Origin of the sequence: Corynebacterium tuberculostearicum, assembly GCF_032821615.1 — a bacterium.
In the GTDB taxonomy this organism is placed as follows: domain Bacteria; phylum Actinomycetota; class Actinomycetes; order Mycobacteriales; family Mycobacteriaceae; genus Corynebacterium; species Corynebacterium tuberculostearicum_H.
Genome location: NZ_JAVBIF010000040.1, coordinates 1 through 2,753 on the forward strand (window position 1 = coordinate 1; position 2,753 = coordinate 2,753).

Genomic DNA, 2,753 nt, shown 5'->3' on the forward strand with positions numbered 1-2,753 from the left:
AGGGATGGTCAGCCCCGTCGACTTCGAAAACCACATTGGTCTAACCACCAGTAGAAAAGAAATAGCTGCCTAAGCACTAGGTAGCCCCACTACGTGTCCACGATTTGCGGGCAACCCCACCATGGATTCGTCCTGCAGTCGTTAACGCATGTTCCAATGCCTCCATGGGCAGCGCATCGGTGCGCATTGTCGAGCGTGTAGCAACACCAACAATTTTTCGGCTGAAGACATCCACGACAAACGCGGTGTAGGCGAATCCTGACAGGGTGCGAACGTAGGTAATGTCGGCAACCCAAAGCCTGCCTGGTGCCTGCGCACGGAAGTTTCGGCGCACTAGGTCCGGGCGATGATCCGGTGTCTTCGGGCTTACCGTTGTTATTGGGGTTCGCCCACGTCTGCGGCCAGAAACACCTGCAAGTTTCATCAGACGTGCGGTCTTGTCGCGACCAATATGAAAGCCTTCGCGGTTCATCGCGTGCCACATTTTGCGGATGCCGTAGACCGAGAAATTCTCCGCATGCACACGCTGTATCTCTGGGATGAGCAGGCTATCGCTTAAGGCTCTTGCGCTGGGAACACGTGTGGTGGCTTTGCGGTAGCCGCGTGAAGTAATGAATCCACGATCTGCTTGTTTCAGGACTCGGCAGATGGCCTCGACCCCAAATTGATCTTTGTACGCGTCGATGTAGGAGATCATTTGGTCGTGGGTCGGTCGAGTTCCGCTGCGAAAAAAGCCGAAGCAGTTTTAAGAATCCCGTTTGCTCGTTTCAGTTCGCGGTTTTCGCGGCGCAGACGCCTGAGTTCTTCTTCCATTGTTTCGCCGCCTGAAGCGTCAGAATTATCGCGTACTGAGGCGCTGTCACGGTACCAGGCCCGCAACGTGTGGTGAGATACTCCAAGCAGCTCACCGACCTCTGTGTAGGCGCGTTGCAGTGAGCAAGACTCCAGGCGGACCATTTCGATGATCTGATGGACCGCCTTCTCCTTGAACTCGACGGAATACTTTCTAGGCATAGTTCAATCCTTCCTTAGCTGAGGTAGGAACTAAACCCAGGACGCTTCACATCACCCGGTTGTGCTGCCTGTACCAACGATAAGCGGTCGGAGCTTTTCCCGTGTAAAAAGGGTTGCGGCTAAACCTGTGGGAAAAGTTCGGGTCATGGTCTAAAAGCTCACCCAGTACGCGAGTGGTTGCTGCCAGTAGCTTCATCTGCGCTGATTTACCGCCACGATCAGCAAAGACCGGGTCTATAAGCCAGATGAACTGGGCTTTACCGTTCGTGGGGTTGATTCCTACCCAGGCCGGCCCAATGTTGTGGGTGATAAGTGAGCGCACCACGTCACGGACATACGGGTTTAAGTCTGCGGGGTCGCCGCCGGCGGTTCCTACTTGGTCAACATCAACGACTAGGACGGCAGCGTACTGCTTACTGGTAAGCATGACGTACTCACACCGACCCAGGGCTTCGGTGTCGAAGCGATACATGCGCGGCGAGTTCGTACCGTCAGCATTACGCATATAAGACTTGGAAAAATCCCGTCCGACAGAACCGTGGAGTACCTCGCGGCCTAAGTGTGCGCGGAGCAAGTCGCGGTCACTGGCGGATGCTGGGGTGTTATCCAGTCCGCCGCGGTCTGGTTCGACGCGGGTAGGTGTTTTAGTATGCGCAGAATGCGCATGAGTCTGTAAACTCATGACCGTGCTTTCTCCCAGAGATGTGCTGGGTGATAAGCGAAAGTCACTGGGTGCCCGCCCGGTGACTTTCTTCGTTTTTAACTGTCTTTCACCGACTCTAAGTGACACGGGTGTCATTTTCCAGTGACGACACGCAGAAATTCGCAGGTGAAGGCATATTTTTGCACCACGCCCTGCATTACGCCGTGGTTTACGCCCTGCATTACGCCGTGCGCTGAATCCTGGCAGAGCGGATTCTCCGTCCAGTCGATGGGAAACCACCCTTTTTCTCGTTTTCTCGCCACACCGAAACAGCGCTCTGATTCAGCACCCGGAACGCAGTATGGTCAAAGCATGACCAGGCCTGACCAGGGTGACCACAAAGGTGACCACCAGGGTGACCATGCAGGTGTTCACCTGACCACGTGGTCACCCCGAAAGGCAGCCGAGGAAACTGGGGTAAGCCGCAGCACGATCATGAGAATGCTGCACAAAGAAGAGCTTCCCGGTGCGCGGAAAATAAACGGTCAATGGGCAATTCCGGTAACGTCCCTCGGGGTCGCAGGACTGCGCCCAGGAAAGCCTGCGCCCGCCGAAGACTTGATCGTCCAGGAGGGTGACCACGGGGGTGTTCAGGGTGACCACCAGGGTGACCATGAACATGTCCGCACAGGTGACCAGGGTGACCACCTGAACACCCTTAATCTGCACCACAAACTCGAATTAGCAGAGCTGCGCGAGCAGTCCCTCCGCAAAGAACTGGAGGCTCAAAAAGTACTGGCCTCAGAACGCGCAGCCCGCATCGAAGACCTCCAAAAGGCTCTATTGATGCTAGAGCGCGGCTCATCTGACACCCCAGCCCCCGAACCATCCCCCGAACCGTCGAGGCAACCTACCGACGACAACACTGCAGACTCAGAATCTCCCATTACGTTGTTGGCAGTTCCGCTTGAAGGAACTCAGGATTCGTACTCCTAGCCCCATGCTGGGGCAGGCTATGTTTATCTGCGTTCCTTCTGCCTTGTTGCAGTGGAACTAGTCGCTGGCTTCGGTATGGCTTGTTTTCGTCCCTGTCTGA

General features: G+C 55.5%; 1 protein-coding gene and 2 pseudogenes. 1 reads left to right on the plus strand and 2 read right to left on the minus strand.

From position 1 onward, the window contains the following. Positions 1–118: 118 nt before the first annotated feature. Positions 119–1,014: pseudogene (locus tag RAE09_RS11730) on the minus strand (IS3 family transposase); the annotation flags it as partial. Positions 1,015–1,063: 49 nt separating this feature from the next. Next, positions 1,064–1,696 (minus strand): annotated as a pseudogene (locus RAE09_RS11735) (replication initiation protein); the annotation flags it as partial. 462 nt (positions 1,697–2,158) lie between these two features. Here RAE09_RS11735 and RAE09_RS11980 point away from each other — a divergent pair. Beyond that, positions 2,159–2,653: a hypothetical protein gene (locus RAE09_RS11980; RefSeq protein ID WP_394372011.1), complete on the plus strand. Its 495-nt coding sequence runs from the start codon at positions 2,159–2,161 to the stop codon at positions 2,651–2,653. Positions 2,654–2,753 lie beyond the last annotated feature (100 nt).

Bases quoted from the DNA above. Each gene is read 5' to 3' on its own strand.
- RAE09_RS11980 (WP_394372011.1), top strand. From the start codon at position 2,159: ATGCTGCACAAAGAAGAGCTTCCCGGTGCGCGGAAAATAAACGGTCAA.